Below are 25,625 nucleotides of genomic sequence, written 5' to 3'. Positions count from 1 at the left end.
TGCCGCTTCGGCAAAACGTGCTGTAATTAAGGATATCCCGTTATCGTGTCATGTTCAACATGAGCGGGGATGCCCGGTTGCATTTTACAGCGACTAATGATAAACTTCTATTCGCAAGGCTTTATCATTCATATATTTTGACTTACCTTCAGGGCAGGGTGTAATTCCCGACCGGCGGTGATGGGCGATGACCGAATCTCGGCAAGTCCTCAGTCCGTGACCCGGGCGAGCAAGTTCGCACGGTGGATCTGGTGCAATTCCGGAGCCGACAGTATAGTCTGGATGGGAGAAGGGGCGTCAGGAGAAGGACCTTTTTTTGGTTCTTTATAGTTCTTTTTTTCACAATGCGAAGTACACACGAAGCTGTGTGCAACGTTTATATTGGCGTATGATACTTTTTCAGCTGTTGTTCAAAAAGGACCTTTTTGAACACGCGTTTTTAGAATTTTCTGAAAAAGTGTTATTTTTACTGCCGATTTTTACGTCGCGTTTGCTTTGGCTAATTGTGAAATGAAGTACATACCTGTAAGCTCATATGCTCTAGCCCTTCGGAGGAACCGAAGGGCTTTTTTTGTTCCCGAATAACCCGATCAGGGAAGAATTGCAGGAAAGGAGGATTGAAATCGGTGCACGATGTCATAAATGATGAATTCTACATGCAGCTGGCGCTCGGCATGGCGGAACGGGCGGTGGGGCAAACGGAGATTAACCCTGCGGTCGGATGTGTCATTGTGCGTGAAGGCCGCGTAGTCGGACTTGGCGCACATCTAAAGCGCGGTGAAGGCCATGCAGAGGTGCATGCGCTGCATATGGCGGGAGATTCGGCCCAAGGCGCAACCGCTTATGTGACGCTTGAGCCATGCAGTCACTATGGGAAAACGCCTCCCTGCAGCTTGCGTTTGGTGGAGTCTGGCGTATGCCGCGTCGTCGTTGCGTGCCAAGATCCGAATCCGGCCGTAGCGGGGAACGGTATTTCACTGCTGCGCGCTAACGGCATCGAGGTTACCGTGGGGGTGCTGGAGGAACGGGGGCGCGAGCTAATTGAAATGTTCGCCAAATATATTACGACACGTCTCCCGTACGTTACGCTTAAAACAGCCAGCACGCTCGATGGCAAAATTGCGACGTCTGCCGGAGACAGCAAATGGATATCCAATGCGGAAGCGCGCGAGCGGGTGCATGCAATGCGTCATCGTCACCAAGCCATCATGGTCGGCAGCGGAACGGTGCTGGCAGACAATCCATCGCTCACGACTCGCCTCGCTGTTGCAGGCTTGCATCCGATGCGCCTCATTGTAGATTCCAAGCTGCGCCTCCCGATAGATGCCAGGGTGGTGACGGACGGTCTCGCACCAACGGTTATTTTTACGACCTCGCACGCAGATGAAGTGAAGCGGATTGCTTTACAGAAGCTTGGAGCCGAGGTAATTACGGCAGGGGACGGCGAACATGTGGATTTGCGGCAAATGATGATATGGTGCGGCCAGCACGAGATTGGCTCCGTCCTTCTCGAAGGCGGAGGCCAACTGAACGGAGCGATGCTGGAAGCCGGTCTCATCGACAAAGTCATCTTGTTCTATGCGCCGATTATTGCAGGCGGCAGCCTCGCGCCGGGAAACTTCTCTTTTGCCGGTGTCGAACGCATGCAGGATGCGTATCGGCTGCAGCAAGTAAAAGTAGAAACGCTAGGAGATAATATTTGCATTACCGGCTATCCATACGGGAAATCTTCCGAAAATGGGGGAGCTTCAGAATGTGATAAGGAGGTAGAGGACGATGTTCACGGGGCTTGTTGAAGAGATAGGAAAGCTTCAGTCCGTGACCAAGCGCGGTGAGGCGATGGTGCTGAACATTCAAGCGGCCAGCGTGCTTGAGGGCATGAAGATAGGAGACAGCATCGCTATCAACGGTGTCTGTCTGACGGCTACCTCCTTCAACCGTTCATCGTTTGCGGCGGATGTGATGCCGCAAACATTCCGGCATACGAATCTGAAAGATTTGCGTCCGGGCGACCCTGTTAATTTGGAGCGGGCAATGGCAGCAGACGGCCGCTTTGGCGGTCACATTGTGCAAGGACACGTGGATGGGATGGCCACCATTGTGAGCCGGACGCCGGAGCATAATGCGGTCGTGTTCGAATTTAGAGCGGCACGGCCTGACATGGCGAAATATATGATCCCGAAAGGTTCGATTTCGATAGACGGCATTAGCCTGACGATCATTCATTCTGAGCAAGGCGAGTTCGCCGTATCCATTATTCCGCACACGCTGGCGGAGACGGCGCTCTTTTTCAAACAGCCTGGCGATACGGTGAATATTGAATGCGACGTACTTGGCAAATATGTCGAGCATTTGCTTAACTATCGTATATCCTCCGTGGAAGACAAGCAGAACAGCACGGCAAAGTCAAGTTCGCTGAGCGCCGCTTTTTTGGCAGAGCACGGCTTTATGTAACCGATAAGGGGGAAATTCCATGAATGAAATCATTCACTTTGATTCGATCGAAGATGCTATTTACGATTTGATGCAAGGCAAAGTGATCGTAGTCGTAGACGACGAGGATCGCGAAAACGAAGGTGATTTTCTCGCGCTTGCGGATAAATCGACTCCAGAAGTAATCAACTTCATGATTACGGAAGGAAGGGGGCTTGTGTGCGTTCCAATTACAGCGGAACGTGCCGAAGAGCTCGAACTGCCGCCTATGGTTACACACAACACCGACAACCACGGCACCGCATTCACCGTATCTATCGACCATGTGGACACGGCGACGGGGATATCGGCCCATGAGCGTTCACTCACGATTCTGAAGATGCTCGATCCGGCAGCTAAGGCGCATGACTTCCGCCGTCCCGGCCATATCTTTCCGCTGATCGCGAAGTCGGGCGGCGTGCTCCGTCGTGCGGGACACACCGAAGCGGCGGTCGATCTGGCCCGTATGTGCGGTGCCAGTCCTGCTGGAGTCATCTGCGAAGTCATTAAAGAAGATGGAACGATGGCTCGTCTGCCGGATTTGATGGAACTTAAGGAAAAGCATGGTTTAAAGCTCATTTGCATCAAGGACCTTATTCATTACCGCAATGAGAAGGAACATCTGGTGCGTCGCGAAGTAGAAGTGAACATGCCGACCGACTTCGGCACATTCAAGGCGATTGCGTATACGAACGAAGTCGACAACAAAGAACACATTGCTCTCGTGAAGGGTCACATCGACGGTACGCAGCCCGTGCTCGTCCGCGTTCATTCCGAATGCTTGACGGGTGACGTCTTCCATTCTCACCGCTGCGATTGCGGGCCTCAGTTCGCTGCCGCCTTGCAGAAGATAGAGACAGAGGGAACGGGAGTGCTGCTCTATATGCGTCAAGAGGGTCGCGGTATCGGACTGGTTAATAAGCTTAAAGCCTATAAGCTGCAAGAGCAGGGCTTGGATACGGTTGATGCGAATCTGAAGCTGGGCTTTCCTCCGGATTTGCGCGATTATGGCATCGGTGCGCAAATACTGAAAGACATCGGTGTGCGTGAAATCCGGCTTATGACCAACAACCCGCGCAAAATTAAAGGTCTCGAAGGGTACGGGCTTGAAGTGGTTGAACGTGTTCCGATTCAAATGGAAGAAAATGAGGACAACACGCGCTATTTGCACACGAAAGCCGATAAAATGGGCCATATGCTGAAATTTGATTCGATTGAACAGAACGAACACAACCAATGACAGGCGCATTTCATTTGCACGCAACCTGCAATTTAATACTCAAACTCTATGGGAGGTTTCACCTATGCCACATATATTTGAAGGACATTTAGTATCCGATGGATTGAAATATGGGATTGTTGCCGGACGTTTTAACGAGTTTATTGTAAGCAAACTTGTATCTGGGGCGCTTGATGCTTTGAAGCGGCACGGTGTCAAGGATGATGAAATCGATGTAGCCTGGGTGCCGGGAGCATTTGAAATTCCTTTAATTGCTCAAAAAATGGCAGAAAGAGGCAAATATGATGCCGTCATTACGCTCGGTGCGGTTATCCGCGGATCCACTCCACATTTTGACTATGTATGCAGTGAAGCTGCTAAAGGCGTAGCGCAAGTGAATATGAAGACAGGCGTACCGACCATCTTCGGTGTGCTGACTACCGACTCCATTGAACAAGCAATTGAGCGTGCTGGAACGAAAGCCGGCAACAAAGGGTGGGAAGCGGCTGCTACCGCGATTGAGATGGCAAACTTGACGAATCAGTTAAAATAGTGCTTATTTAATGTAGTGCCCTTTTTGGGCGCTACATTTGTTTTTCACGGGAGGTTCACGGGGTGTCCGTAGTAACGTATAAATTGGATTTGTTCGAAGGGCCGCTCGATTTGCTCCTGCATCTTATCGATAAAGCGGAAATTAATATTCAAGACATATCTATTAGCGAAATTACTGATCAATATATGGATTATTTGCACAATATGCACGAGCTCGAGCTTGAAATTACGAGCGAGTTCCTCGTTATGGCGGCAACCTTATTATCGATGAAGTCACAGCAACTGCTCCCTAAACCTCCGGTGATGGACTGGGAAGATGACTTTGTGGATTACGATGATGATGATATGGATCCGCGTTCGGAATTGATTCGCAAGCTGATTGAATATCGCAAATACAAAGGCATCGCCGAGCATCTGCGCGAACGCGAGACTGAACGCAGCTTGATCTTTACGAAGGAGCCGGAAGATTTATCGCCGTACATGCCGACAGCTCAGGAAAATCCGGTGGAGGGGCTGCATGTGACGGATTTGATCGCCGCTTTCCAGAAGGCGCTCCGCAAGGCGGCAAGACGTACTCAGGTGGCGACCATCCACCGGGATGAAATATCTGTGAAGGACCGGATTCAAGATATTGTACGGGCGCTGCGCCCGGTCGGCAACGGCGGCAAGACGATGTTCTCCAAGCTGTTGAGCGAACAAATGTCGCGGCATGAGATCGTGGTTACGTTTCTCGCTCTGCTTGAATTAATGAAGATGAAGCAAATACAATGCTATCAAGACCAATTATTCGAAGATATCGTGATTCAATGGAACGGTGAGGTGGAAACGGATGGACTTTCAGATGTTGAAGTCGATTATTGAAGGTCTTCTGTTTATGGCGGGAGATGAAGGGTTAAATAATAAGCAACTGGCAGAGATTACGGAACAGCGTCAGGAGATTGTGCAAGAAGCTATCAACGATTTGCAGGCAGAGATGGAGCGGGCCAAGCGCGGCATCCAAATCGTCGCCATAGCAGGTATGTATCAACTGGCTACATTGCCTGATCATGCGCCGTATTTTGAACGCATGGCATATTCGCCTTCTCGTTCATCCTTGTCCCAGGCGGCGCTGGAGACGCTATCCATCGTGGCTTATCGCCAGCCGATTACCCGGGTAGAAATCGAGGAAGTCCGCGGTGTGAAATCGGATCGGGCGATACAGACGCTCGTCAATAAAGATTTAATAGAGGAAGTCGGACGGGCAGAAGCCATCGGTCGCCCCATTCTGTATGGAACGACTAAATCATTTTTGGATTATTTTGGTCTGTCAGCGATTCAGGAATTGCCTGAAGCTTCTTTATTTGAAAAAACAGATGGGTTAGAGGAGGAAACACAGCTTCTGTTCGAGAAATTAGAAGGACGTCAGCTGACGATAGAGGATGTGAATGAAACTGAAGGAGGAAAATAATGATGCGAATTCAATTTCACGGCCATTCCTGCATTCAATTGGAGACCGAACATCACCGTTTACTCATTGACCCTTACCTGACCGGCAATCCGGTCGCGACCGCCAAGCCCGCGGACATCGCTGTCGACTATGTGCTGTTGACACACGGGCACGGAGATCACATTGCCGACGCTGCCGCCATTGCGAAGCAGAATGATGCGACTATACTTGCCGTGGTAGAACTGGCAGAGTATATGGAACGGCAAGGCGCGAGAGCAGTCGGTATGAACTTGGGTGGATCCTGCACCTTTAATTTTGGCATGATTAAATGGGTGCCAGCACTGCACAGCTCTTCGTATACAGTGAATGGAGAAGCCATTTATTTGGGAAACCCCGCTGGGATCGTGCTGCAAATGGACGGCCTGACATTGTATCACGCTGGCGATACGGCACTGTTCAGCGACATGAAGCTGATTGGTGAACGTTTCAAACCGGATATTGCCTTTTTGCCTATCGGGAGCTTCTTCACGATGGATCCAGAAGACGCGCTGCTTGCCGCCCAATGGGTACAAGCCAAAGTCGTCGTTCCGATTCATTACAATACATTTCCTCCTATTGAACAGGATGCTTCGGCATACATATCCAGATTGAAATTAATCGGCATTCATGGCGTTGAGCTTCAACCAGGTGAATCCTTAGAGACGTCCGATTTAAACTTATAGTGGGCTAGCGTTTGAGCGGGTAAGAGCCTGTCTGTCAAAGATGTTCATCGTCTTTGACAGACAGGCTCTTTATCATGTAATGGATGAATCTTGAATCCTGAAAGTATGCTCAGTTGGATGAAAGGCCATAATACGGTTAGTTCAGGAAATGGGGGGAGGCATACCATATGATTATAGGGACGGTAGTCTTCATCGTGCTTCTTCTGCTGTTGATCTGCATACTTGCCTCATCTGTCGAGTGTAAAATTGTCATTCATAAGTCAGGCAAGCATGACCGCATTGCCGTATTTATCCGCTTCTTGTTTGGCCGGGTTCGATTGCGGTATGAATGGCGCTCGATTCGCTTTGTCGATTGGGACGAAGGCTTTAATATACGAGTTCATAAGAAAGACAATGTAGGAACCGGCCATGCCCGTAAACAGAAAGGGCGCATCAATAAGCGGATACTGCGTTATTATGCCGAGAAAGTGAAGAGGCTTCTCCATCATACGCTTGATTTTATGGAGTGGGTCGGTGAAGCGCTGGATAAAGTAAAGTGCGATTCGCTGATATGGGATACGGAAATCGGCCTGCGCAACCCTATGGCGACAGGAATCGTGTCAGGAGCTTCTTGGTCAGTAAAAAGCCTGCTGGTAGGATTTTTGACGAGACATATCCGTTTCTACCGCAATCCTGATCTGGATGTGATCCCGCATTACAATTATCCGTATTTTTCCACGAGACTTGTCTGTATAACAAAAATTCGCACCGCACACGCTATAAGTGTCGTTTTTAAGCTAATCATTCGCATCGTTCGCGCAGAAGGAGGAGTCAGAACATGGCGGAACATCCTATCGAAGGCTTAATGCACGCCGCGTTTGAGAATATCAAAGCGATGGTGGATGTCAACGCAATCGTGGGGGATCCGGTGCAAACACCTGACGGCAGCGTAATATTGCCGATTAGCCGGGTCGCATTGGGATTCGCTGCGGGCGGAAGCGATTTTCGCATTGAAGAGAAAGAACTCCAGCGTAGAGAACCTGGAGCGCAGCACCATCCGCCCGCTGCCAAGCCTTTTGGGGGAGGGAGCGGGGGCGGTGTATGTATTACGCCCATCGCATTTTTAGTCGTTGGTCCGCAAGGTATCAATGTAGTGTCGCTCGATAATCAAACGCATCTATTGGAAAAAATTATTGACGTCACGCCAAAAGTGCTGGATCGCATTGAGGCGATGATAAGACGCTCGCCATCCCAATCGAAACCTGTGCCAGGTGAAGATATCATTTTGCCGTAGAAGAACACGACACAACGATTGGCGTCAAGTTCACTGTCCTTAAAAAAGCCGTTCCCGCAATGGCTGTGAAGGAGACAGCGAGCTTGGCGCCTTATTGCGTTAGCCCGTTGCAAGCAAGAAATTGGACATATCTGGTCTCGCGTAAGCATACATATGAAACAACTTGACCGGTACGAATGTGAAGGAGGAACTTATGAACAGATTTCCATACGTGGGACAAGTTGCGAAATTGCTCCTCATCAGTATGGTGCTGATGGGAATGGGGGCCGTAGAAGTGTTCGGACAACCCGCTTCGCCGAACGATACGGAAGCGACTATCCAGACGACGAAGCCAGTTCCGTCCGGTCAGAAGCCTGCACGTATTTCACTGCCATTCACGAATGCTAAGGCTGCGGCATTAATCGATGTCAAGACAGGCCGATTGCTGTATAGCCATAACGGTGACGCGATGCTGCCAATGGCAAGCACCACCAAGATTATGACGGCGATCGTAGCGATTGAACATGGCCGTCTCAGTGACAAAGTGAAGGTTAGCGGAAAGGCGTTCGGAAAAGAAGGCTCCTCGATATATTTAAGGCTTGGCGAAGAGATGAGTCTGAACCATCTGTTGTACGGATTAATGCTGCGATCGGGCAATGATGCAGCGGTTGCGATCGCGGAACATGTGGGCGGGTCAGAGGAAGGGTTCGTTTATATGATGAATGAGAAAGCCAAGATGCTTGGGTTAGAGCACACGCAATTCCGCAACCCGCACGGACTCGATGCAGAAGGACATTACACAACGGCTAATGAGCTCGCCCAATTATCCGCCTACGCGCTTCATAACAGCATCTTTCGTGATATCGTGCGCACTCAGGTGAAGATGGCCCCGAATCCGTATGAGAAGTGGGATTACAAATGGATGAACAAGAACAAAATGCTTCGCTTGTATGAGGGGGCGGACGGTGTGAAGACGGGTTATACGTCAGATGCTTTGCGCTGTCTTGTCAGCTCAGCCACGCGAGACGGACAGCAATTGGTGGCGGTCACCTTGAATGATTCGAGCGATTGGGTAGACCACTCACGGCTGCTTAATTATGGCTTTCAAGCGTTTCCGATGACGTCGTTGGTGGAAAAGGGGCAGGAAATTGAAGGATATCCCTTGCAAACATCAAGTGAGGTTGCTTATCCGATAAGTGTAGGAGAGCGAGAGCGCATTGTGACGGCTGTGAGCATTCTGGACAAGAACAGTCTGGATGCTCGTTTAGGTCACCGCGGACGGCTCATTGTGAAGCTGGATGACAACGTGATCGCAACGGTTCCGTTAACGGATTCCAATGCCTCCGCCTCCTCGCCTGCGTCGTCTATGCCATCTTATGAAGGACAGGCTGCTACGCTTGTGGGCAAGTGGTTCGCAAAAATGCGCTATGTGGTTGGTTCGCTATTCGGCGCATAATCTCATCTTCAATAGGAGGCGGAAACGATTGTAAATGCCATTTGGATGTTTATGCTGCTAGTCGGCTTTATCGCGGCTGCTGCTCAAGGCCGTATTGAGACGGTCACAGAGGCAGTGTTCGACGGTGCAAAAACGGGGGTGACCGTCAGCTTCGGTCTGATTAGCGTCATGGTGTTCTGGCTTGGTATGATGCGCATCGCGGAAGACGCAGGATTATTGAAGCGTTTGGCCAAGGCGCTTGGGCCTATCGTGCGGTATTTGTTCCCAGATGTGCCGCGGAACCATCCGGCCTTAGGTTTCATCATGTCGAACATGAGCGCGAACCTGTTAGGTCTTGGCAATGCTGCCACTCCGATGGGGATTCGCGCCATGCAGGAGCTGCAGAAATTAAATCCGAGCAAAGACACGGCGAGTCCTGCCATGTGCACCTTGCTGGCCATTAATACGTCAAGCATTACGCTTATTCCGACGACCTTGATTGCGATTCGGATGAATTTCGGCTCGGAGAACCCAGCGGAAATTGTCGGCACGACCTTGCTGGCCACGATTGTCGCCACGTGTGCGGCCATTGCGGCGGATCGATGGTACCGACGGCGCAGCAATGCACCGCCAGGAATAACGACACGCCGCAAGTCTGGACTGCCGGCTCAAGCCAGCGTGGAGTTGCCTCCAGTGCCGGATTAATGATATGACGCGCGGTCGTATGACGGCATGCGCCGCCATTGCAATCTACGGACTTATCTATCTGCAGCTTCTGTAATGCTTCGGAAAGGACGGTTCGCTCATGTATTCTTTTGTTACCACGATATCTGCATGGGCCATTCCAGCCATTGTCGTATTTATTCCCCTATACGCTTATTTTCGCCGCGTGCCCGTCTATGAAACGTTCGTCGAAGGCGCAAAGGACGGTTTTCAGACCTCGATTAATATTATCCCAACCTTAGTGGGGATGATGGTGGCGATTAGCGTTTTTCGCGCCTCAGGGGCAATGGATTGGATGGTCAGTCTGTTCCGGCCGCTGCTCGATATGCTTGGTGTGCCGAGCGAGGTGATGCCGCTCGCTTTTCTGCGGCCGATAACCGGGGCCGGTTCGTTGGCGTTTACGACGGATTTGATTAAGACGTATGGTTCTGATTCACTCATCGGACGAATCGCTTCTACGATCCAAGGCAGTACGGATACGACGCTGTATGTGCTGACTGTGTACTTCGGGGCCGTAGGCATCCGCAACGGGCGCTATGCGCTCAAAGTCGGACTCTTCTCTGATCTGGTAGGCTTTGTGGCAGCCATTATCGTATGTTTGCTTGTATTTGGCTTCATATCAGGATAATATCTATATAGCTTGAAAGAAATGAATGACCAAGGACTGTCTTAAAAGGTCTGTATGACCTGAAGGACAGTCCCTGTTTTTGTCTGCAGAAGGACAGGTTGAGGGGAATCAATGCAGCACGTACTATCGAGAACAAGTATCCCTCACGTGTATTTATCTACGTTTGGGTCAGCTGCTTACGTATCTTGTCAATTCGACAACCAAATTTCGACAACATTTTGAACAGTCCTTCTTGTGGTATTGTTCACAAAAGGATATCATTATCATGAGGTGACAAACGTATATGGAAGAACGTTTACAGAAGATTTTAGCGAATGCAGGTATAGCATCGCGTCGAAAATGCGAAGAACTTATATTAGCCGGCAAGGTTGAATTGAACGGGGAGGTTGTTACGACTCTCGGAGTGAAGGCGAACCCTGCCAGTGATGTCATAACGGTGAACGGCAAGCCGCTCAGAGTGAAGACGGATAAAGTCTACTTGGCGTTTCACAAGCCGAAGGGTGTAATTACGAGCACATCGGACCCAGAAGGACGCAAAACGGTTATCGACTTTATTAAAGGCGTTGGCACACGTGTATATCCTGTCGGACGTCTGGACTACGATTCCGAAGGTTTACTGCTCCTGACGAACGACGGTGACTTAGCCAATCGCTTGACGCATCCACGCCATCACGTGGCGAAGATTTATCATGTAACAGTGAAAGGCGTTCCACACGGGGATGCGTTGGAGAAGCTGAAGAAAGGCGTCATGTTGGATGACGGTATGACTCAGCCTGCGGAAGTCGAATATCACGATGTTGATATGGAACGTAATATTGCAACCATTAGTGTCATCATTCACGAAGGGCGTAATCGCCAAGTTCGCCGCATGTTTGATACAATTGGTCATCCAGTCATTAAATTAAAGCGGGTTCAATTCGCCAATATTACGCTGCAAGGCATCGCGCGCGGGAAATATCGCCATTTGACCAAGTCTGAAGTAAATGAGCTGCAAATGGCGCTCTTGTCGAATCGTACCCCTTAACGGAACGAACCGCGCCATTATATCTGCCCTTGGCTAAGACACATAATTTTCATATTGAGGAAGATATGACCGCTGGTCTTTGAATTATAATGATCGTGAGTGGTGTAATGAATTTGTTGAAAATCTTCCTCTAAAATGTGAATAATGTCATAGAAGTGCGAGTTCAAAAAGAACCATTTTCAGTTGATGTCGAATCGCATCTTGGGATGCTTCGTGATCAAAAGGGGCTTTTTGAACAACTTCTGGAAAGGGCGTTGGTAATGGGCAAGCGGAATAAAACAACCCAGATCATCATCTTGGTCGTCATTCTCGTACTCGGCGGCTTCGCCGTAAGCTCTGCCTTCAAGAAGCCGGAGGTGCCGAAGGAAGGCAGCACGATCCCGGATCTCCCATTGCAGCAATTGAACGGCAGCGTCGTGAAGCTGGGGGATTACAAGGGCAAGGCGCTCGTGCTCAATTTCTGGGGCTCGTGGTGCGAGCCGTGCGAACGGGAAATGCCGACGCTGCAGAAGGCGGCGGATGAGTGGAAGGCCAAAAATGTTGAAATCGTCGGAATTAACTATGGCGAAGATCCATTGGTCGTACAAAATTATATGAAAAAGGTCAATGTGCGCTTTACAATGCTGCTTGATCAGAAGAAGAAAGTAACGGAAGCGTTTGGGATCCGACCGCTCCCGACCACATTTTTCGTGAAGCCGGACGGTAAAGTTCACGCCATCCATATCGGTGAACTCACCCAATCTCAACTGGATAAATATCTTCAGGAGATAACGGGACAATGATAATCGATAATGGAAGGAGGACAATGTAGTGCGGTTCGATAATACGAAATGCGAATGCGGCCACCAGAATGCAATTGGAACCGTTCTCTGCGAAGCGTGCGGGAAGCCGCAGCATGAAGAACCCGCATTGGATGAAGTCCTAGAGATGCGGTATGACGGAGTTGCGCGAAAATCGCAAAAAGCGAATCCGTCCATTATCGATCGCATTTGGAACTTTTTTTCATCCGTCAAGGTAGCGGTTTATTTAATCGTCATCACACTGATAGGCTCGATGTTCGGCACGATCTACCCACAGGAAAGCCAGTTCATCAATATTGACGCTTCGTTGTACTATAAGCAAACGTATGGGACAATGGGGCACATTTATTATTTGCTCGGCTTGTCCCATACCTACGAGTCTTGGTGGTTTATTACGCTGCTCGTCATGATTGGGGCGTCGCTCGTCATCTGCAGTCTGGATCGGGTGCTGCCTTTATATCGCGCCTTGCATAAGCAGAAAGTGCGCAAGCATGGGCAATTCATCACCCGTCAGCGCATTGTGTACCAAGGCGACATACAGGATTCACCGAATACTTGGCTCGACGGGATGAGCAAGTCGCTCAAGAAGCGAGGGTACAAGATCGTCCGCGATGAGGATGCGCTCTTGGCGGAGAAAAATCGCTTCAGCCGTTGGGGTCCATACATAAACCATATCGGGCTTATTATCTTTTTGTTGGCTGTTCTGGCCCGCAGCATTCCAGGATGGCATATGGAATACTATGATGCTTTTCCGCAAGGTCAGCCGAAGGAAATACCGGGTACACCGTTTTATTTGCAGAATGACCACTTTACGGTTGAATATTATGGCGAGGAGGACATGCCCGAGCAATTCGTCAAGGAAGGCCGTGTCATAGCGAAGTTGTTCGAGACAAAGGCGACGCTGTATCGCTGCGTGGATAAATGCGATGAACTCGCCGCCGAACCGGTACTAGAAGAAGTGATGAAGCATGATATCCGCGTGAACGAGCCATTGGAGTATGAAGGCTTGATGGTGTATCAATTCGACTTCGATCTGACACCAAGACTCGTCGCAGTAAAGCCAGTGCTGGAGAATCCGCAGACTGGAGAAGTGTACGGACAGTTCGAGCTGAAGATCAATCGTACGGAGACCCACTATGAAGTCGGTCCTTACACCTTAGAACTCACCCACAAATTTATGGATTTCGGACTTGATGAGAATGGGAAACCGACAACGAAGTCTCAAGACCCGAATGCACCTGCCTTTATCTTTATGATTAAAGGCCCGGGCCTGCCGAACGAGGGCGAGCCATACATGTATTTCCCTCTTCAAAAAGACAAAGTGAAGTTTCAGCAAGATGTCATCAATGGCGAAATAGCCAACAAGTTCGATTTGCATGTCCAATCGATGAACGATGTAACGCTGTCTGAATCCACCAGCTATCTGAATGTGCGCAAAGATACAGCGATGCCGTTCATTTGGATAGGAGCTGCCATCAGCATGATTGGCCTTATTATGGGCTTCTATTGGCAGCACCGCCGCATATGGCTGCGATTGGATGGGCAACAGCTGGCGCTCGGAGCGCATACGAACAAGAACTGGTATGGGCTTCGGAATGAAGTCGCCCGAGCTTTGCAAGCAGTGGACATTGAAGTCGATGCTAAATCTATCGATCGTGGGGGGAGTAAGGCGTGACGTCATTAGAATTGAGCCAGGACGCATATGTAGTCGCGTTCTTCTTATTTTGTATTTCATTCATCCTGTTCGTCTATGCGATGCCGGGCAAAAAAATGAAGACACACGACCGGGCGCGCCATGAGCGCAGGTGGGGCAGAATTTCATTTACCGTAACGGCCATCGGCTTTGGCAGTCAGCTCGTCTATTTTATCTCTCGCTGGATTGGAGCGGGACATATCCCGGTCAGCAACATGTACGAGTTCATGTCATTCTTGGCGATGATGATTATCGGCGCATTTGTCGTGATGTATCTCATTTATCGTTCGGCGGTGCTTGGCGCATTTGCGGTTCCGCTGGCCGTCATTATTATGGCTTATGCTTCTGTCTTCCCGAGTGAAGTGCAGCCTTTGATTCCTCAGCTCGATTCGGTCTGGTTGAAAATACACGTTACGTTGGCAGCGCTCGGCTATGCTTTTTTTGCAGTCGCCTTCGTAGCCGCACTGCTCTATTTGCTGCGGACGGTGCGTTGGGATTCGGGAAGCGACCGGCGTTCACAACGTTGGCTCGAATTCATAATGGGATGTATAATTGTTGTTATCGGCTTCATTGCTGTCGTATTCAGCTTCCGCGCCGCGGACTATGAAGTGATCGTCAATCAAAAAGTGGAAACGGTCGAAAACGGCCAAATCAATAGTAAAATAGAATCGGTTACGTACACGATGCCGCCTTTGATTGCACCTTACAACAGTGAAGAAAGCTCTTTAGAAGCGGTGCCGAGCTTTATCGGCATGAAGTTGCCGCTGATGGAAGCTCCTGGCTGGATGAAAGGGGTGCAGGCGGGACGTAAGCTGAATACGGTTATTTGGTCACTTCTTGCCGGACTTGTGCTGTATGCGGCAATCCGGCTCATCTTGCGCAAACCGATTGCAAAAGCTATCAGTCCGCTGGTGCAGGGGTTAGATCCCGATCTGGTAGATGAAATCAGCTATCGTTCCATCGCCATCGGATTCCCTGTCTTTACATTAGGGGCACTGGTCTTTGCCATGATTTGGGCACAAATCGCCTGGTCCCGCTTCTGGGGCTGGGATCCAAAAGAAGTGTGGGCGCTCATTACATGGTTATATTACAGCGCCTATCTTCACCTGCGCTTGTCCCGCAGCTGGCATGGCGCAAAATCTTCATGGTTGGCCGTTATCGGCCTCCTGATAGTGATGTTTACGCTTGTCGGCGTCAATCTCGTCATTTCCGGGCTTCATTCTTATTCGGGAGTCTGACCATTGCGCCGATAACGATTCGGTCGAACGACTGCGGCTTCTATCCTGCTGAACTTCAGTCGTTCATACTTTTAGATACCGTTGGAAGGAGAGTCGTTCATGTCCGAACAAGTGAACCGCATCTTGGTCGTAGATGATGAAGAACGGATTCGTCGCCTGCTTAAGATGTACCTGGAGAAGGAAGGCTACGAAATTGAGGAAGCGGAGGATGGTGAAATCGCGCTTCGCAAAGCGGTTGGCGAGGATTACGACCTAATACTGCTGGATGTCATGCTTCCTGGCATGGATGGAATCGAAGTGTGCACCCGCTTGAGACAAGTCAAAGCGACACCGGTTATCATGCTCACTGCCAAGGGCGAAGAGATGAACCGGGTGCAAGGCTTTGAGGTCGGGGCGGATGATTACGTGGTGAAGCCGTTCAGTCCGCGAGAGGTGATATATCGCGTCAAGGCAGTGCTGCGTCGCTCATCGGCTACGGCATTTTTGACGAACGATCCAAAAGCAAGCAACAACATCGTATTTCCTCACCTGATTATCGAGCATGACGCCCACCGGGTGACGGCAGGCGGACATGAAATCAGCCTGACTCCAAAGGAATATGAGCTGCTTCATTATTTAGCCGTGTCTCCGGATAAAGTGTTTTCGCGTGAAGAATTGTTGAAGGATGTATGGAATTATGAATTTTTCGGCGATCTGCGCACGGTTGATACCCATGTGAAGCGATTGCGCGAGAAATTAAACAAAGTATCACCGGAAGCGGCTACGATGATCACAACCGTGTGGGGCGTCGGTTACAAGTTAGAGGTGCCGAAATAATCGTGAAATTTTGGCGCAGTGTAGTCGGCAAGCTGTGGATGACCATCATCGGTCTCGTTGCAGTAGTCATGGCCACGTTGGGTGTATACTTGCTTCCATATATCGATAGCAACTTTACCCATCCTAACGATATAAAACAATTATTCGTATATACCGCTATTACCGGGTTCTCGCTCACGACCTTTTTCGCTTTGTTTCTTTTTACTAAAATTACGCAGCCGCTTCGCAAGTTGAAGCAGGCTGCCGATACGATTCGCCAGGGTGATTATTCGACGCGCGTCACAATCCCTTCCTCCGATGAGATTGGGGAATTGTCGCGCACGTTCAACCACATGGCCGAAGAGCTGAAGATGACGATTCAGGATTTGCAGCACGAGAAGGAGCATTTGGCAAGCGTGCTGCGGAGTATGACTGATGCGGTCATTACATTTGACGCTTCAGGGAGCATGCTTCTCGCCAACCCGCATGGGGAAGCGATTTTGAACCGTTGGAATTCGATGGAGTGGAATGTCGACGTAGAGCCGTCCGGTCCTTCATCAGTTCCCGTCCCGATGAAGCCGCTGTTCCAGAAGGTCATTCGAGAAGGCGAAGAAGTGTCAACGCGCGTCCATGTCAGACAGGAAGTATGGTCTGTCATCGTGGGGCCGCTTCATGCCGACAGCCGCGTGCGCGGCGCTGTAGCCGTGCTGCGCGATGTGACGGAGGAGGTGCGGCTTGAGAAGCTGCGCAAGGACTTCGTGGCGAACGTCTCACATGAGATTCGGACGCCGCTGTCGATGCTGCAAGGATACAGCGAAGCGCTGCTGGACGATATTGCGGCTTCGCCAGAGGAACGGCAGGAATTAGTTCAAGTCATTCATGACGAATCGCTGCGCATGGGGCGTTTGGTCAAGGATTTATTGGATTTGGCTCGCATGGAGGCGGGACACTTGCCTATGCATTGGAGCGAAGCGGATGTGCATGAGCTCATTCATCGCGTATACCGCAAATTCTCTGTTATTGCCAAAGAAAGAGACATACCCTTGCACATGTCATTGGACGCGGAGGATCCTGTCCTGCCTGTTGCGGACGAAGATCGCTTGGAGCAGGTGTTGACGAATTTGCTCGACAATGCGCTCCGTCATTCTTCGTCAGGGGAAGAAATACGAATTCGTACCGAACGAACGGTGTCGTCAGGCGGAGAGGAACTGCTGTGGATTCATATTGAAGACCATGGTCAAGGCATTCCTTCGGAAGACGTTCCCTACATCTTTGAACGCTTCTACAAAGCCGATAAGGCCCGTAAGAGAGGGGCTTCTGGCGGTACGGGGCTGGGACTAGCCATCGTCAAAAACATTATTGAAGCCCATAACGGCATCTTACGTGTCGACAGCGCGCTGGGACAAGGGACAACATTCTCCTTTGCGGTGCCTGTTCGTACACCAGAAGATGCAAAATGACTAACAAACGACAACTCCCTTCCCGCCATTTCGGCAGAGAAGGGAGTTTTTTGTTGAGATCTGCATCTCAGTTGCTGTCAGAGTAACGCGTTTTTTTACTATAAATCTTGTTCGTCGTGGAACAATTTTATAGAGGCTGAACACGCAAGTATTACGTTACTGCGTTACAGCACGATTTCCTTCGCTTTAATAATATCCGCATTGTTTTTCAGTTGTGCAAGCACATCTTTCGAAATCATCTTATCGACAGACAATACCATGATGGCTGAGCCGCCGACAATTTTCCGTCCGACCTGCATCGTCGCGATATTGACGTCATTGGAGCCGAGCAATGTGCCGACCGTTCCGATAACCCCTGGCTTGTCATTATGCGAGATGAGCAAAATATGGCCTTCTGGCGCGATATCTACCGGATATTTGTCGATTTGCACGATTCGCTCGCCGTATCCATTTAACAGCGTACCGGCTACCAGACGCTCTTCCGAACTTGTCCGAAGCGTTACCGAGAGCAGATTGGTGAAGCCCTTTGCGATGTGTGATTTTTGCACAATGATGTTGATGTCTCTCACTTTTGCCAAATGCATGGAATTCACGACATTAACGTCCGAGCCTAAATGCTGGGAAAGAATGCCCTTGACGATTTCGCGTGTAATCGGCTGCGTGTCCACTTCAGCCAAGTCACCAGAATAGTTGACGACGATCTCATGGACGGCACTTTTGGCCATTTGGGAGACGAATTGCCCCAACTTCTCGGCAAGACCGAAGTATGGCTGAATCTTTTTAAGAACATTTGCCGGCACAGGCGGCATGTTGACCGCATTCTTGAATGGTTCGTTGCGTAAAATATGAAGCACCTGCTCCGATACATCCACGGCCACGTTCTCTTGCGCTTCCACGGTCGATGCACCTAAGTGAGGGGTTACAATGACCTTAGGATGGTGCAGGAACGGATGGTCCGCCTGCGGCGGTTCCGCTTCGAAGACGTCGAAGGCTGCACCAGCAACGATGCCTTCATCTAATGCTTCGATGAGCGCATACTCATCGATGATGCCGCCGCGCGCGCAGTTAATAATGCGCATGTCTGGCTTCATCACTTCGAACTGCGGGCGAGAAATCATGTGGCGCGTCTCGGCCGTCAGCGGTGTATGGACGGTAAGGAAATCCGCCGCACGGATAATTTCGTCTACCGAACCGAGCTTAATACCAAGCTTCTCGGCTCGCTCCTCCGTCATAAACGGATCGAAGCCCATCACTTCCATCCCGAATGCTTTGGCCCGCTTCGCTACCTCGCTGCCGATACGGCCCATGCCGAGGACGCCCAGCGTCTTGTTCGACAGTTCTACGCCGAGGAACGATTTGCGGTCCCATACGCCGCTAATCGTCTTCACGTAAGCTTGCGGGATGTGGCGGGCAAGCGCCATCATCATCGCAAAGGCATGCTCACACGTCGTAATTGTATTTCCGTCCGGAGCATTAATGACAATAATTCCGCGCTGTGTCGCCGCCTGCAGATCGATGTTATCGACACCGACCCCTGCGCGTCCAATAACTTTCATTTTCTTGGCTGCTTCCATAATGCGCGGGGTAACGCGTGTCTGGCTTCGTACCAACAGCGCGTCATACTCTCCGATCATTTCCACCAGCTCGTCTTCCGACAATCCCGTTTGCTTTACTACCGTAACATCCTGTGCATCCACCAACTGCTGAATCCCGAAATCGCTAATCGGATCCGAAACTAACACTTTAAACATGGTTTCTCCTCCTTTAGATTTATGTTTACATATAAAAAAACTCCCATCCGCATACTACGACCGTAGTAAGGGACGAGAGTCTTCTTTCGTGGTGCCACCCTTATTCGCTGTTCGTTCACACAAACAGCCTTTTCATCTCATAAAGAGATAACGAATGATATCGGGTTCGAACCGTTCACGCCTACTAACTATTCGAATTCAGCGCAACAACTCCGGAACGCTGGAACCTGACAATCCACCGCCGATTCCCACCTAACATCGGCTCTCTGTAGGCTTCTTTGCCCGTTCGTTTCCTTCACCGTATTAACTCATGAAATTTTACTTAATGTACCATGCTTCCAGAACAGTGTCAATAGGTTGAAAAAACGAAAATGAAATCTTTGAAATGAGTGAAAACGCTTATTTTCCCCCGTTATAACGAACAAAAACACAATACATAGTAATTTACGTAAAGATTTTCTCTTTTCGCCAGCTAAGGTTGAATGATTCTTAAAGTTTCTGCTATGATTCATCTATTGGTTCATATTTAAACAGAATTGGTTAGGCAGGGATGGAATGAAACAAAAATGGAAAAACTTCAAGTCGCGACAGGTCAATGTACAAGACTTAGACGACCGCATTTTGCTAATTAACTTATATTTGACTCAAGCCATAACCCTTACGATAGGCTTGGTGTGGATTTGGCTGCAAGGAAGAAATCCGTTCAAGCTGCTAAGCTTGCCGGAAGGCTGGACCTGGTTGTGGTGGGGATGTGGCCTCGCCGTTGCTGTCGTACTGTTCGATATTGCGATATCCCGCTTCGTGCCGGAGGAACTGAACGATGATGGTGGAGTCAATGAGAAGCTGTTTCGCAAGCGTCCGGTATGGCACATTTTCGTCATCTCCTTTATAGTAGGAGTATGCGAAGAAATGCTCTTCCGGGGAGCTGTACAGCATGCGTTTGGCCCGTACTGGACCAGCATTATGTTTGCAACCATCCATGTTCGGTATTTACGCCACTGGCTCCCGACCTTGATGGTATTTTTAATCAGTTACGCTTTGGGGATCGTCTATGAATGGACGGGAACATTGTGGGCTCCAATTATGGCTCATTTTGTAATTGATCTTATTATGGGACTTATTATACGGTTTCGGAGGGAAGCATGAGCGAGAATCATTCAGACCCGTCCTTTCGAGGGTTCTCTCGCAGTCAAGACTCGATCGTACATAGCCCGGCACTGGATGCACTACGCCAATTGAAGGAAGATACGACGGACACATCAGAATCAAAAGTCGATCATCATTCGAACATCAAGACAAAGACAGCAAATCATCAGGCGGATATATCCGCTAGAGAAATGGCAGCTGTCGCTGCCGTTTCTCCATCTATAGATGAAGATGAGGACCGTTCTCTACCATCTCGTAAAGAATTGTATCCTTCCGACTATGCGAAGTTGACGAATTGGTTTTACAATGTTCTATTTTTGTTGTTTATCGGGTTATTAGTCGGACTTCTATTATGGGGACGCCACAAAATGGCGCTGGAGGGGTAATCCGCCATGCTTGCTGCTGCTGTTATCATTGGTGTTATCGCAGTTATCGGTGTTCTCTTCGGGTATATGCTGTGGGAAGCTCGGGGACTTACAATTACAGAAGAAGAAGTGGTATTAGAGCGGTTGCCGTCATCCTTTGACGGGGTCCGCTTGTTCTTTATTACCGATTTCCATCGCAGGATGTTGACACAGCAGCATATGTCGCAACTGGAACAGCATGAGAAAGCAGAGCTAGTGCTGGTCGGCGGGGATATGATTGAGCGTGGTGTTCCGCTAGAACAATGTTTGTATAATATGAGTTGTCTGCGCCAATATGCTCCGGTAATCGCGGTGCATGGCAACCACGACTATAAAGTGGATATCCGCAAATTGGATGACGATCTGAGGGATATCGGGGTTAAGCTATTGGAAAATGAAGCGATGCGGCTCGAGCAGAGCGGCGAATTCATATGGATTGTGGGCTGGGATGATTTCAGCTCGGGAAGAACCGACATCCGCCTTGCCATGAGCGAGCCGAGAGGCGAACCGAATTGCACGATCGTTCTTACTCATGATCCGCTGTCTCTGCGGGGGGTGGATGTCAAGGACATTGATCTGGTGCTGTCAGGACATACGCACGGCGGTCAAATATGTGTTCCGGGGTATGGTCCGCTGCGAACGGGCAAGTTTTACCGAAAATATTTAGCGGGCTGGTATGATTTTCAAGACGAAGCCAATCGGCGAACGAAGCTGTTCATCAGCAGGGGATTCGGCACGTCCCATCTGCCTTTTCGCTTGAACAGCAAGCCGGAAGCGCATTTTATAATACTCCGCTCCGGAGCCAAAGCCAGTGTTTCCTAAAATTAATCCGAATGCTTCGCACATCCGGCGCTCACACTACAACTGATCCTAACAAACAAGGAGGGAACAGCAGTGAAGGTGACATCATTTATTTCCGGAGCGGCAATCGGAATATTGGCGGGGATGTACATGGCGGATCGCCGTTCGCTTGCGAATCTGCAGTCCAAGCTTCAACTCGCAGGCGACATGGTACAGGATGTGATGGGGAAAGCGAAGGACAAAGTAATGGACTCCACGCTTACCAAGAAGATGTCCAACATGACGACGCTCATGGATTCGAAAGCGCAGCATGGTGTCGACGGGTTCAGCTTGGACCGGATCAAAGCATTGATTGATGGCGACCCAGAAGTTAGACGCAAAGTCGATGCCATTCTGAGTGAGAATGGACTGGCTCCTATTCCGGCGGCGTTGACATCCAATAAGTCGTCAGCGGCAGAGTCGGCGTCGCAAAATATCGCCAAGGCCCAAGTGGCGGATCGTTCGAAATCCGCCAGCAGCACCGAGCAACAATCAACTCATTAATCGTTTGCTTCTAACTGGAATGAACCTCTTTACGCATGTCCATCATTAAGGATTAATTATGGTTTACTCGATGAAGCAACCGCGTTAGAGCGGTTGCTTTATTTTTGTAATAATTGACTTTTCCATACATAACCTTGTACGTCTATTTTATGTAGTGCAAAACATTTGAAATAATGATAACATGAGTTACATAGAACCATTTTCAGCACATATTATATGTTGCTTCATAATCTGTTATAACCGAAGCTGTAAAGGAGGGTCCTGTCATGAAAATCGAACGTCTAAGTCAAGATAAAATCCGTATTTTTCTTACGTTCGACGATTTATCGGAGCGCGGGATCCAACGCGAGGATCTGTGGCAGGAAATGACTAAGCTGCAGGAGTTGTTCGCGGAAATGATGGATCAAGCGTATACCGAACTCGGATTTGACGCGACGGGACCGCTTGCCGTAGAAGTATTCGCAATGCCTGCACAAGGCATGGTCGTCATCGTCACACGAACCCGTTGGGACAGCGCATCACACCATGCTCACGGTGTGGATGAAGATGAATTGGACGACGTATACGAAATGGAAGTTACACTGGAGGAAAGCGACACCATCGTGTTCGCGTTCCGTGATTTTGAACATTTCATCGAAGCGGCTCATACGGTGAACGGTCAATTCCCCGTCTCCGGCGCGCTCTACCAATATAACGGACAGTGGATATATCACGTGGAACCGGCCAATATGGAGCCCCATCGCTTGCATGGCTTTATCGCCATTTTAGCGGAATATGGGGAAGCAACGTCGGTAACAACCGCTGTTTTGGAAGAGTACGGTACCTGCATCATTGCAGAAGATGCGATATCCGTAATTTGTGCTCATTTCAAAGCGCGACGTGTCTAAGCGCCGTGCATCGTCAACAGGGAGCGCTTATTGGATCATCAATATGTGAGCTCCCTGTTTTTAATTTGTCATCACTTGTCAACCAATATATGCTGACTTCCTCTCATTGGACACTACATAACCAACATCATAGAATCAATGAGCCTATCTAACTAAACTCTATGAGGTGAATCAAGATGTCCGCACAAGATCACAATTCTCTTCTTCAATCTACACAAGTTGTAATCGAGCAAGCTCTACATCGTTTAGGTTATGGACAAGACATGGTCGATTTGTTAAAAGAACCGCTGCGTATGCTGACCGTTCGTATTCCGGTTCGGATGGATGACGGTAAAGTGAAGATGTTTACTGGTTTCCGAGCTCAGCACAACGATGCTGTCGGTCCGACTAAAGGCGGGGTTCGTTTTCATCCAGAGGTGTCAGAAGAAGAGGTTAAGGCGCTTTCCATCTGGATGAGCTTGAAATGCGGAATTGCCGATCTCCCTTATGGAGGCGGGAAAGGCGGGGTTATCTGCGACCCGCGACGGATGTCCTTAAATGAATTGGAACGATTGAGCCGCGGCTATGTTCGCGCGATTAGCCAGATTGTCGGGCCAACGAAGGATATTCCAGCGCCTGATGTCATGACAAATGCGCAAATTATGGCATGGATGGTGGATGAGTATAGTGTTATCCGGGAATTTGATTCTCCTGGCTTCATTACCGGTAAGCCGATTGTGCTCGGGGGCTCTCAAGGTCGTGAGACAGCGACTGCGCAAGGCGTTGTTATGATGATCTACGAGGCATTAAAAGTGAAGGGGATCCCGCTCAAAGATGCGCGTGTCATCGTGCAGGGCTTCGGCAATGCAGGCAGTTATCTGTCCAAATTCATGCATGAAGCGGGAGCCAAAGTTGTCGGCATATCCGACGTGCATGGCGGGTTGTATGACTCGAATGGATTGGATATCCCGGATTTGGTTGACCGTCGCGATTCCTTCGGTACGGTAACAAATCTGTTCAAAAATACAATTTCGAACGAAGAACTGCTTATTCAGCCTTGCGATATTCTGGTACCTGCAGCGATCGAGAATCAAATCACCGAACATAATGCGCATCAAATTCAAGCGCAGATCATTGTCGAGGCGGCAAATGGACCGACTACGATTGAAGCGACGAAGATCGTTACGGATAGAGAGATACTGCTCGTGCCTGATGTGTTGGCGAGCGGTGGAGGCGTTATTGTGTCTTATTTCGAATGGGTGCAAAATAATCAAGGTTATTATTGGAGTGAGGAAGAAGTGATGCAGAAGCTGCAGAAGCTAATGACGCGCGGATTCCTAAAAGTGTACGAAGTACACCAGACGAAGCAAGTTGACATGAGGCTTGCCGCCTATATGGTCGGTGTCCGTAAAATAGCGGAAGCGGCTCGCTACCGGGGGTGGGTGTAAGCGTGACTTGTATTTCGGCCATGACTACTTTTGTTGCCAGCATCACAGAAACGGCCGTGCAAACAAGCGAAAGTACGACGCCAATCCTGCCATTGTTAACGGCAGCGATTGCCCCGGGAATTGCTTTGTTAGTTTACTTTTATTTAAAGGATCGATACGATTACGAACCGATTCATATGGTTATTCGTATTTTCCTGCTCGGATTTTTAATCGTATTTCCCATTCTCATTATTCAGTACGGACTTATGCAGTGGTGGGGAAATAGTCCTTATGTATTCTCGTTTATCATCTCAGCCGGTGTCGAAGAGTTCGTTAAGTGGTTTGTCCTGTATCATATGATTTACAACCATGTCGAGTTCGACGAACATTATGATGGGATACTGTACGCGGTAGCAGTCTCACTTGGTTTTGCCACGATTGAGAACGTGCTGTATGCATGGTCGAATTATACCTCATTCTCGCATCTGCTGATTCGGGCGCTGCTTCCAGTATCTGGGCATGCTCTGTTTGGTGTAATAATGGGCTACTATTTAGGAAAGGCCAAATTTTCAAAAGGAGGCCGTTCCCGCCGTTATTTGCTGTATTCCATAGGTATTCCTTTGTTCTGGCACGGTGTATATGATTTGATATTGCTTATGGTGACTCGTTATTGGATATGGTTCGTTGTTCCTCTCATGATCTTTCTCTGGTATTACGGGATGGGTAAGGTACGGCATGCCAATGCGCGCTCTCCGTTTCATTCTGTTAATCGCGAGGAAGAGATTAATATGTAGCGTGTTGGTAAATACTGTACACAAATGCTCTTTTTTTCAGTTTAATCACCCAAATAAGGAGGACTTGTGTGCGGGTAAAGGTAACCATTCGCTGCAGACAATGCGGTGAGAAATTTATTCTACGGGGCAGACGGGAAAGGGGCCGGGTCGAGACCGGCTTCAAGCAATGCGTATGTGACAATCGTGAAGATTTCGTAATTGATGAACAGCCCATATAGGATGCTTCGTGATCAAGGTCACTTTTCAGCACCGAGAAGGTTGCGTGAAGCCGAAGAAGGAAGGAACGGAGTGTAGGCAACTACATGAGTACCGTACTTCGAGGGTGAGTGCAAGATTCGATGCCGAATATGCTCCCAGAAAATGCTACGAGAACAAAAGGGTCACTTTTCAGCACCGAGAAGGTTGCGTGAAGCCGAAGAAGGAAGGAACGGAGTGTAGGCAGGACTACATGAGT

At 49.4% G+C, this 25,625-nt stretch carries 26 protein-coding genes, 1 riboswitch and 1 other annotated feature; of the genes, 25 read left to right on the top strand and 1 reads right to left on the bottom strand.

The features are described 5' to 3' along the window. Positions 1-140 precede the first annotated feature (140 nt). Positions 141-298: riboswitch (FMN riboswitch) on the top strand. Positions 299-626: 328 nt separating this feature from the next. From ribD to M3650_RS24775, 18 genes are all read left to right on the top strand, one after another. Next, entirely contained in the window at positions 627-1,796 is a 1,170-nt protein-coding gene (gene ribD, locus M3650_RS24860) for a bifunctional diaminohydroxyphosphoribosylaminopyrimidine deaminase/5-amino-6-(5-phosphoribosylamino)uracil reductase RibD (RefSeq protein WP_251578737.1), read from the top strand. Further along, positions 1,777-2,454 carry a riboflavin synthase gene (gene ribE / locus M3650_RS24855; protein WP_251578736.1) on the top strand — a complete coding sequence of 226 codons (678 nt, stop codon included), beginning with the start codon at positions 1,777-1,779 and terminating at the stop codon, positions 2,452-2,454. Before ribD ends, ribE begins: the two co-directional genes overlap by 20 nt. Positions 2,455-2,473: 19 nt before the next feature. Further along, positions 2,474-3,712, top strand: coding sequence for a bifunctional 3,4-dihydroxy-2-butanone-4-phosphate synthase/GTP cyclohydrolase II (locus M3650_RS24850; RefSeq protein WP_251578735.1), 1,239 nt, complete (start codon positions 2,474-2,476; stop codon positions 3,710-3,712). A gap of 64 nt (positions 3,713-3,776) precedes the next feature. Continuing rightward, entirely contained in the window at positions 3,777-4,244 is a 468-nt protein-coding gene (ribH, locus tag M3650_RS24845; RefSeq protein WP_251578733.1) for a 6,7-dimethyl-8-ribityllumazine synthase, read from the top strand. A gap of 62 nt (positions 4,245-4,306) precedes the next feature. After that, a complete protein-coding gene (locus M3650_RS24840; protein ID WP_019420078.1) occupies positions 4,307-5,104 on the top strand; it encodes a segregation and condensation protein A in 798 nt (265 codons plus the stop codon). Continuing rightward, the gene (gene scpB, locus M3650_RS24835; protein ID WP_019420079.1) at positions 5,073-5,690 is read left to right on the top strand and encodes an SMC-Scp complex subunit ScpB; all 618 of its coding nucleotides are present in this window, start codon (positions 5,073-5,075) and stop codon (positions 5,688-5,690) included. The genes M3650_RS24840 and scpB overlap by 32 nt, the downstream gene beginning before the upstream one ends. A 2-nt stretch (positions 5,691-5,692) precedes the next feature. Continuing rightward, positions 5,693-6,391: a metal-dependent hydrolase gene (locus M3650_RS24830; RefSeq protein ID WP_019420080.1), complete on the top strand. Its 699-nt coding sequence runs from the start codon at positions 5,693-5,695 to the stop codon at positions 6,389-6,391. 167 nt (positions 6,392-6,558) lie between these two features. Next, positions 6,559-7,236, top strand: coding sequence for a DUF2953 domain-containing protein (locus M3650_RS24825; protein WP_251578731.1), 678 nt, complete (start codon positions 6,559-6,561; stop codon positions 7,234-7,236). Continuing rightward, positions 7,209-7,664: a GerW family sporulation protein gene (gene ytfJ / locus M3650_RS24820; RefSeq protein ID WP_233696528.1), complete on the top strand. Its 456-nt coding sequence runs from the start codon at positions 7,209-7,211 to the stop codon at positions 7,662-7,664. The genes M3650_RS24825 and ytfJ overlap by 28 nt, the downstream gene beginning before the upstream one ends. 193 nt (positions 7,665-7,857) lie before the next feature. Further along, positions 7,858-9,099, top strand: a complete 1,242-nt coding sequence (locus tag M3650_RS24815; protein WP_251578729.1) for a D-alanyl-D-alanine carboxypeptidase family protein — start codon at positions 7,858-7,860, stop codon at positions 9,097-9,099. A 27-nt stretch (positions 9,100-9,126) separates the two neighbouring features. Then, a complete protein-coding gene (locus M3650_RS24810; protein ID WP_251578810.1) occupies positions 9,127-9,783 on the top strand; it encodes a nucleoside recognition domain-containing protein in 657 nt (218 codons plus the stop codon). 100 nt (positions 9,784-9,883) lie between these two features. Then, a complete protein-coding gene (locus M3650_RS24805) occupies positions 9,884-10,429 on the top strand; it encodes a spore maturation protein (protein ID WP_233696526.1) in 546 nt (181 codons plus the stop codon). A 283-nt stretch (positions 10,430-10,712) separates the two neighbouring features. Beyond that, complete coding sequence (locus tag M3650_RS24800) at positions 10,713-11,453, top strand: pseudouridine synthase (protein ID WP_019420086.1); 741 nt, start codon at positions 10,713-10,715, stop codon at positions 11,451-11,453. A 206-nt stretch (positions 11,454-11,659) separates the two neighbouring features. Continuing rightward, positions 11,660-12,235, top strand: a complete 576-nt coding sequence (gene resA / locus M3650_RS24795; protein WP_251578727.1) for a thiol-disulfide oxidoreductase ResA — start codon at positions 11,660-11,662, stop codon at positions 12,233-12,235. Between the two features lie 28 nt (positions 12,236-12,263). Further along, a complete protein-coding gene (resB, locus tag M3650_RS24790) occupies positions 12,264-13,928 on the top strand; it encodes a cytochrome c biogenesis protein ResB (protein WP_251578725.1) in 1,665 nt (554 codons plus the stop codon). Next, positions 13,925-15,184, top strand: coding sequence for a c-type cytochrome biogenesis protein CcsB (ccsB, locus tag M3650_RS24785; RefSeq protein WP_251578723.1), 1,260 nt, complete (start codon positions 13,925-13,927; stop codon positions 15,182-15,184). Before resB ends, ccsB begins: the two co-directional genes overlap by 4 nt. 99 nt (positions 15,185-15,283) lie before the next feature. After that, positions 15,284-16,000, top strand: a complete 717-nt coding sequence (locus M3650_RS24780; RefSeq protein WP_019420090.1) for a response regulator transcription factor — start codon at positions 15,284-15,286, stop codon at positions 15,998-16,000. A gap of 2 nt (positions 16,001-16,002) precedes the next feature. Next, positions 16,003-17,439 carry a HAMP domain-containing sensor histidine kinase gene (locus tag M3650_RS24775; RefSeq protein WP_251578720.1) on the top strand — a complete coding sequence of 479 codons (1,437 nt, stop codon included), beginning with the start codon at positions 16,003-16,005 and terminating at the stop codon, positions 17,437-17,439. A 164-nt stretch (positions 17,440-17,603) separates the two neighbouring features. Here M3650_RS24775 and serA read toward each other — a convergent pair whose 3' ends face one another. Next, complete coding sequence (gene serA, locus M3650_RS24770) at positions 17,604-19,190, bottom strand: phosphoglycerate dehydrogenase (protein ID WP_251578718.1); 1,587 nt, start codon at positions 19,188-19,190, stop codon at positions 17,604-17,606. Between the two features lie 65 nt (positions 19,191-19,255). Further along, positions 19,256-19,498 (bottom strand) — a binding site (T-box leader). Positions 19,499-19,745: 247 nt separating this feature from the next. Between serA and M3650_RS24765 the strand changes: the two genes are divergently transcribed. The 7 genes from M3650_RS24765 to prsW all read left to right on the top strand — a co-directional run bounded on the left by M3650_RS24765 (position 19,746) and on the right by prsW (position 25,171). Then, the gene (locus tag M3650_RS24765; protein ID WP_019420093.1) at positions 19,746-20,336 is read left to right on the top strand and encodes a type II CAAX endopeptidase family protein; all 591 of its coding nucleotides are present in this window, start codon (positions 19,746-19,748) and stop codon (positions 20,334-20,336) included. After that, positions 20,333-20,722 carry a hypothetical protein gene (locus M3650_RS24760; RefSeq protein WP_019420094.1) on the top strand — a complete coding sequence of 130 codons (390 nt, stop codon included), beginning with the start codon at positions 20,333-20,335 and terminating at the stop codon, positions 20,720-20,722. Before M3650_RS24765 ends, M3650_RS24760 begins: the two co-directional genes overlap by 4 nt. A gap of 6 nt (positions 20,723-20,728) precedes the next feature. Next, positions 20,729-21,562, top strand: a complete 834-nt coding sequence (locus tag M3650_RS24755) for a metallophosphoesterase (RefSeq protein WP_251578715.1) — start codon at positions 20,729-20,731, stop codon at positions 21,560-21,562. A 72-nt stretch (positions 21,563-21,634) separates the two neighbouring features. Then, positions 21,635-22,084 carry a DNA-directed RNA polymerase gene (locus M3650_RS24750; protein WP_251578713.1) on the top strand — a complete coding sequence of 150 codons (450 nt, stop codon included), beginning with the start codon at positions 21,635-21,637 and terminating at the stop codon, positions 22,082-22,084. A 266-nt stretch (positions 22,085-22,350) separates the two neighbouring features. After that, positions 22,351-22,971, top strand: a complete 621-nt coding sequence (locus M3650_RS24745; protein ID WP_019420097.1) for a genetic competence negative regulator — start codon at positions 22,351-22,353, stop codon at positions 22,969-22,971. Between the two features lie 176 nt (positions 22,972-23,147). Next, positions 23,148-24,398: a Glu/Leu/Phe/Val family dehydrogenase gene (locus M3650_RS24740; protein ID WP_251578710.1), complete on the top strand. Its 1,251-nt coding sequence runs from the start codon at positions 23,148-23,150 to the stop codon at positions 24,396-24,398. 2 nt (positions 24,399-24,400) lie between these two features. After that, positions 24,401-25,171 carry a glutamic-type intramembrane protease PrsW gene (gene prsW, locus M3650_RS24735; protein WP_251578707.1) on the top strand — a complete coding sequence of 257 codons (771 nt, stop codon included), beginning with the start codon at positions 24,401-24,403 and terminating at the stop codon, positions 25,169-25,171. Positions 25,172-25,625: the final 454 nt, after the last annotated feature.

The organism is Paenibacillus sp. MER TA 81-3 (genome assembly GCF_023713585.1).
In the GTDB taxonomy this organism is placed as follows: Bacteria; Bacillota; Bacilli; order Paenibacillales; family Paenibacillaceae; genus Paenibacillus_B; species Paenibacillus_B profundus.
The sequence above is the reverse complement of the archived record's forward strand: the minus strand, read 5'-3'. Positions and strand labels throughout refer to the sequence as shown.